The following is a 6,145-nucleotide window of genomic DNA, read 5'->3' on the forward strand; positions in this document are numbered from 1 at the left end:
AGACCTCGTGAAGATCGGTTGCATCGGGCTCGGCGACATCGCGCAGAAGGCGTATCTGCCGGTGCTCACCGCCGTACCGGGGGTCGAACCGCATCTGCAGACCCGCACCCCGGCCACGCTCCACACGGTCGGCGACGCCCATCGCATCCCGGCCGAAAGCCGTCACACGACCCTTGACTCCCTCATCGCCGAAGGGCTGGACGCGGCGTTCGTGCACGCTCCGACCGCCGTGCACCCGCAGATCGTGGAACGCCTCCTCGAAGCCGGCGTCGCCACCTATGTCGACAAGCCGATCGCCTACGAGTACGCCGAGTCCGAACGGCTGGTGAACCTCGCCGAGGAGCGCGGCGTCAGCCTCGCCGTCGGCTTCAACCGCCGCTTCGCCCCGGGCTACTCGCAGTGCGCGGAGCACCCGCGCGAGCTGATCCTCATGCAGAAGAACCGGGTCGGGCTGCCCGAGGACCCCCGGTCCATGGTCCTCGACGACTTCATCCACGTCGTCGACACCCTGCGCTCCCTGGCCCCGGGCACCGTCGACCACACCACGGTGCGGGCCCGGATCGTGGACGGGCTGATGCACCACGTGGTGCTCCAGCTGTCCGGCGACGGATTCACCGCGATCGGCATGATGAACCGGCTGAACGGGTCGACCGAGGAGATCCTCGAAGTCTCCGGCCAGGACTCCAAGCGACAGGTCCTCAACCTCGCGGACGTCATCGACCACAAGGGCCAGCCCAGCGTGCGCCGGCGCGGCGACTGGGTCCCGGTGGCACGGCAGCGCGGCATCGAGGCCTGCGTGCACGCCTTCCTCGACGCCGTACGCCGGGGCGAGACGCTCAGTGCCCGGGACGCCCTGGAGACTCATGAGCTGTGTGAGCGGGTGGTCCAGGAGGCTCTGGAGCAGGCCTCCTGAGCGCCCGCAGCCCTTCCACGGCGCACAGTGCGGCCAGCACCGCGAGCGCCCCGTACACCGGCCAGTCGCCGAGCCGTCCGTAGAGCGTCTCTCCGCGGGCCAGCGGCAGGTCGAACACCTCCGCCGCGCTCGCGTCCGTGCCGAGCGGGCGGCCCACCCGCTCGCCTCGTGGCCCGTACGCGGCGCTGATCCCGGTGAGCGTCGCGTGGACCGTCGGGCGGCCGTTCTCGGCGGCCCGCAGCGCGCCCAGCGACGCGTGCTGGGCCGGGGCCCAGCTGTCCTGGAACGTCGAGGTGGCGGACTGGGCGACGAGCACCTGCGCACCGTCGCGCACCAGCCTGCGGCTCATGTCGGGGAACGCCGACTCGAAGCAGACCAACGGCCCGATCCGCAGCCCCCGGTCCCCGTCCGGCAGGGTCATCACCACCTGGCGGTCGCCGCGCAGCCGGTCCTCGCCCGCCGCCTTGCCCACGGAGGTCGCCCACCCCAGCAGGGAGCGGGCCGGGACGTACTCGCCGAACGGGACAAGACGCATCTTGTCGTAGCGGTCCCCGGTCGGCCCGTCAGGACCCACCAGCACCGCCGACTTGAAGATCCCCGACCGCCCCGAGCCGTCCGTCTGCCGGGCGTCCACATTGACCAGCAGATCCGCGCCGACCCGGCGGGACAGCTCCGCCAGCCGCCGCGTGGTCTCCGGGCTCTGCCACGCACCCGCCCCGATACTGCTCTCGCCCCACACCACCAGGTCCACACCCCGGCCCTCCAGCGAACGGGTCAGCTCCTCGCCCCGGTCGAGGCGGCGCGCGACACTCCCCGGCCCCTCCACGACGCCCGGCTGCACGACGGCGATCCGGACCGTGCCGGCGCTCTCCGGCCGGGGGGCCCAGGCCCACATCGCCGTGACAGACAGGGCGCACACGACCAGCAGGACCCCGGCGGTCGTACGGGCCGCGCGGTCGGCGATCAGCAGGGCGGCGCCGGTGTTCACCGCGAGCACCAGCAGGCTCACCAGCCACACCCCGCCCACCGAGGCGACCCGCAGGGCGGGGGCGACCTCCCACTGACTCGCGCCGAGCAGACCCCAGGGCCCGCCGAGCCCCTCCCAGGACCGCACCAGCTCGATCATCAGCCACCCGGAGGGCACGACGACCACGGCGGCCACCGCACGCGGCACGGAAGGAGACCCGCCGAGCAGCCGGGACACCAGCAGCCCCCAGGGCGCCCAGAGCAGCCCGAGCAGGGCGGCCAGCAGCACGATGAAGACGTGGAGGCTCGGCATCAGCCAGTGGTGCACGGCGATGACGAACCCGATGCCGCCGAGCCACCCGTCCAGCGCCGCCCGGCGGGGCGAGTGCGCCGAGCGGATCAGCAACAGCCAGGGGACCAGCGCCACATAGGCGAACCACCAGAGACCGGGCGCGGGAAAGGCGAGCGCGGGCAGGGCTCCGGCGAGCAGCGCCACCGCGCCCCGCGCCCACGGGGACGCGAGCGGTCCCGTACCGGCGGAGTCCCGGCCGCCGGCCGCCGGCCCGCCACCGGAGGAACTCTCACCGGAGCCGCTGTCACCGGAGGCGTCGGCCGTGTTCCGGCCGACCGGGAGACGCCCGCCCCGGATGCGCATGCCGTGCCCTCCTCGGTCGTGCGTGGGCGGGCGGCCGCCGTCACCGCGTCAACCCTGGATACCCGGCCGGACACCCGATCCGGACACCCGTCTGGATACCCAGTGTGGGGGAGGTGATCCCCGCCGGACACAGGACGCGGCCGAGCGGGCGCACGGCGGACCGCCCGGCCGGTCCTTCGGCCGGCGACGGCGGGAGGACGGCAGGAGGACGGCAGGCCCTACGCGCCCGGCGCCCGGCGCCACTTCTCGTGGACGGTGACCGTACGGATCAGCCAGCCCGGTTCGGCGCGGTGCAGCTCGAAGGTGTAGCGCCCGCCGGTCACGAAGTCCGGAGTGGCGCTCCCGGCCCGCCCGGAAGCCGCCTCGTTCGCCGGGTCCGCGTCCTGACCGCTCGCCGCCTTCCGGTCCAGGCACATCGGATTGAGGTAGTCGGCCCGCACCTCGGCCCGGTCGCCCGGATAGCCGCCCAGATCCTCCAGGTCGATCCGGCGGTTGACGATCAGGTGCTGGCGTACGGGGAAGAGCCGCATCGTCTCCGCCAGCCACCGGGCGATCTCGTCGGCCGGGCCCTCCACACCGCCCGCGTCCCGGTAGTCCGCGCGGCCGTCCGGGGCGAACAGGGCGCCGTAGTCCGACCAGGCCCCGTCGTCGACGGCCACCGCGTACCCGGTGATCACCGCATCGATGGCAAGCCGGTCCATCACGGTCGCGAGCGCCACACGCTGTGTCATTGGTCAAGTCTCGGTCAAGCCGCCCGCCAGGCCAAGGGGCCTGCGCCGACGGGACGCGGGCGCGGGGCGACTCGGCAGGGTGCGGGGGAGCGGCTCAGCAGGGCACCACGGCGACCGGTCCCAGCGCGTGCGTGACCGTCGTCTGTGCCACCGGGGACAGCCCGAGCCCGAGCGACTCGCCGCCCTTGCGGCGCCCGATCACCGTCAGGGCCGCCGTCGCCGACGCGGTCACCAGGGTGCGCGAGGCGGAACCGTTGACCGGCTCGCGGACGATCTCGACCTGCGGGTACTTCTCGTGCCAACCCGAGGTCAGCTCGGCCAGGGTCCGGGCCGCCGAGCCCGCCGCCTCCTCCCGGTCCAGGACGGGGCCGCCCGCGAGCATGGAGGAGAACATCGTCCAGCCGTGCACGATCCGCAGCCGGGCGCCGGGCCGGGAGGCCGCGGTGGCGAAGGCGAACTCCAAAACCGCCTCGCTGCTCTCGTCGGCCGCCACCCCCGCCACGATGTCGGTGAACGCCCCCGCGTCCCCGGCCCGGTCCTCGTCACCCTCCGGGCGGTCCTCCTGCACGACGACGACCGGACAGCTCGCCATCGACGCGGTGGCGAGGCTGTTGGAACCGATCATCAGCGAGCGGAAGCCGCCGAGCCCGCGCGATCCGACCACGATCATCGACGCGTCCCGGGACAGTGAGACCAGGGCCGCCGACGGGAAGTCCAACGGGGCCAGCGTCGAGGGCCGCAGCTCCGGAGCGATGAGCGCGCTCCGGCGCACGCACTCGGCCAGGAGCGCCTCCGCCTCGCGCCGCCCGGTCTCCTCGTCGACCTGCCGGGTGAGTGGGCGGACATGGACGATCAGCAGAGGCAGCCCGCGCCGCACGGCTTCGTGGGTGGCCCAGTCGAGCGCCTGTCGGCTGTGCGTGGATCCGTCGACGGCGGCGATCACAGGAAGATCGTTGGTGGTCATGCCTCCGAGCGTACGTCGCCGGGCGGGACGGCCTCGCGGCGTGGTGGCGGGCCGTCGCCTCCCGGCCGAGCCGGTCGCGTTGTCAGCCGTGCCGGCTGTGTCGGCCGTGCTGTCGTATCAGTCGTGGTTGTGGGTGGAGGAGGTGTCCTCCGGGGGTTCGCTGCGCCCGCCGTCGCTGCCGCTGACCACGACGACGACCAGAGCCGCCAGGACCGCCGCCGCCACGAGCCGGCCGCCCAGCCGCAGGGCCCAGCCGGTGCGGGCCCCGGCGGTCGCTCCGGGCCGGCCGGGCAGCTTCTCGGAACGGCGGGCGGGCCGCATCAGCCGCAGGAGCAGCAGCGCGGCGATCGGCAGCTGGAGCAGCCAGACGCCGGTGCGGAACCAGCCGTCGTACCAGACGTTGGTCCCGTACAGCAGGGTGTGCCAGACGCTGAGGACGTAGACGACGATCACGCAGCGGTGCAGGACCCGCCAGGTCTTGGGGCCGATGCGGTGGCGTACGTAGAAGAGCAGGCCGAGCGGGATCGCGAGATACAGCGCCGCCTGGCCGATGGGCATGGCGATCCGCCCGGTCCCCGAGTCGTAGCCGCCGGGGACGAAGGCCTCCACGAAGGCGGTGGCCACCGCGGAGTTCCACGACGCCGTGTCGTGCCGGACCAGTTCGGCCCCGAACAGCAGGGCGTGGGCCACGATCAGGGCCATGGTGTTGAGGCTCGTGGTGCGGTGCAGCCGTTCCAGCCGGGGGCCCGACAGCGGCAGCCGGCCCGGCCGGGGCCCGGACAGCATCAGCCCGAGGATGACGGTCCCCCAGGCCCAGAGCAGGGCGGACCAGCCGAACGCCTGGCTGAGGAAGTACATCCAGAAGCCGCCCGCGTCGGCCATGAACGGCATCACGGTGACGGTGGAGGAGGTCTTGTTGCGGATGCGTATGTAGAGCAGGACGAAGATCGCCGCGGTGATGAGGAGCGCCACCAGGCCGTCGGGCCACGAGGCCCGCAGGTCGGAGCGGAGCGTCGGCCGTTTCGGCTCGCCCGGCGAACGGGGGGCGGGGACCCGGCCGTCGTCGGCGGGTGCGGTCGCGCTGTCGGTGGGCGCCTCGGCGGCCGCTGCCGGTTCGGGGGTGGGGGGCTGGTTCGTCATGCGGCCTCTTCGGGGCGGGGGCATCGGCTGGCGGGGGCGGATGCGGCGGCCCCGGGCCACGAGGCGTACGCAGACGCGTTGTTGGAGCAGTCGGGCGTGCGGGGAGGAAAGTTCCCGACACCTTGTTGTGACATGGATCACACCGTGGGGCTGGTGGGGCAAACGAGGCGAACTCCCGTTGTTTCGGCATCTGGTGCTCTTCTCTCCGGGGTGGGTGCGGCTGGCACGATGGCTGCCATGGGAGCCGGAACCGCACTCCGACTCGGGCGCACCGCGCTGTTCGCGCTGGTGTGCGTCGTCGTGTCCGGACTCGGTCACGCGCTGATGTCCGGCGCGCCCCTGCCCCTGCTCGTCCAGGCCGTCGCCCTGCTGCCGGTGTGCGCGGCGGGCTGGTGGCTCGCCGCGCGGGAGCGGAGTGCTCCGGTGACCGTCGCGTCCCATGTCCTGGGCCAGTTGGGGTTGCACGCCTTCTTCGCCGACGCCGGATCCTGGCTGCCGTCCGGATCCGGCGCGCACCACGCGGGCGGCGGGCATCATGCCTCGGGCGCGATGAACCACTCCGCGCACGAGGTCCCGATCGGCGGTGCGTCGGACCTGATGGGGCTTCTGGCGGCCTTCGACGGAACGGTGTTCACTCTCGGCATGGCCGCCGCCCACGCGCTGGCCGGGCTGATCTGCGGCTGGTGGCTGTGGCGCGGCGAGGTCGCCCTCGCCCGGCTGGGCCGCTGCCTGGTGCTGTTCGTCCGCGCCCCGCTGCGGACGGCCTGGCGCCTGTG

At 73.6% G+C, this 6,145-nt stretch carries 6 protein-coding genes; 2 read left to right on the top strand and 4 right to left on the bottom strand.

What is annotated here, in order from left to right:
- Positions 1-7: 7 nt before the first annotated feature.
- Positions 8-913, top strand: coding sequence for a Gfo/Idh/MocA family oxidoreductase (locus tag G3I54_RS25975; RefSeq protein ID WP_164617613.1), 906 nt, complete (start codon positions 8-10; stop codon positions 911-913).
- On the opposite strand, the gene lnt is transcribed toward G3I54_RS25975, so the two are convergent.
- The 4 genes from lnt to G3I54_RS25995 all read right to left on the bottom strand — a co-directional run bounded on the left by lnt (position 837) and on the right by G3I54_RS25995 (position 5,369).
- Positions 837-2,534 carry an apolipoprotein N-acyltransferase gene (gene lnt / locus G3I54_RS25980; RefSeq protein ID WP_164617615.1) on the bottom strand — a complete coding sequence of 566 codons (1,698 nt, stop codon included), beginning with the start codon at positions 2,532-2,534 and terminating at the stop codon, positions 837-839. The genes G3I54_RS25975 and lnt overlap by 77 nt on opposite strands.
- Positions 2,535-2,752: 218 nt before the next feature.
- Positions 2,753-3,265, bottom strand: coding sequence for a nuclear transport factor 2 family protein (locus G3I54_RS25985; RefSeq protein WP_164617617.1), 513 nt, complete (start codon positions 3,263-3,265; stop codon positions 2,753-2,755).
- A gap of 94 nt (positions 3,266-3,359) precedes the next feature.
- Positions 3,360-4,229, bottom strand: coding sequence for a universal stress protein (locus G3I54_RS25990; protein ID WP_164617619.1), 870 nt, complete (start codon positions 4,227-4,229; stop codon positions 3,360-3,362).
- A 117-nt stretch (positions 4,230-4,346) separates the two neighbouring features.
- Positions 4,347-5,369, bottom strand: a complete 1,023-nt coding sequence (locus G3I54_RS25995) for a ferric reductase-like transmembrane domain-containing protein (RefSeq protein WP_164617621.1) — start codon at positions 5,367-5,369, stop codon at positions 4,347-4,349.
- A gap of 237 nt (positions 5,370-5,606) precedes the next feature.
- On the opposite strand from G3I54_RS25995, the gene G3I54_RS26000 reads away from it, so the two are divergent.
- Positions 5,607-6,145 (top strand): hypothetical protein (locus G3I54_RS26000; RefSeq protein WP_164617623.1); only part of this gene is annotated, 539 nt, incomplete at its 3' end.

The sequence above is a fragment of the Streptomyces sp. SID14515 genome (assembly GCF_010548505.1).
GTDB lineage: Bacteria > Actinomycetota > Actinomycetes > Streptomycetales > Streptomycetaceae > Streptomyces > Streptomyces caviscabies.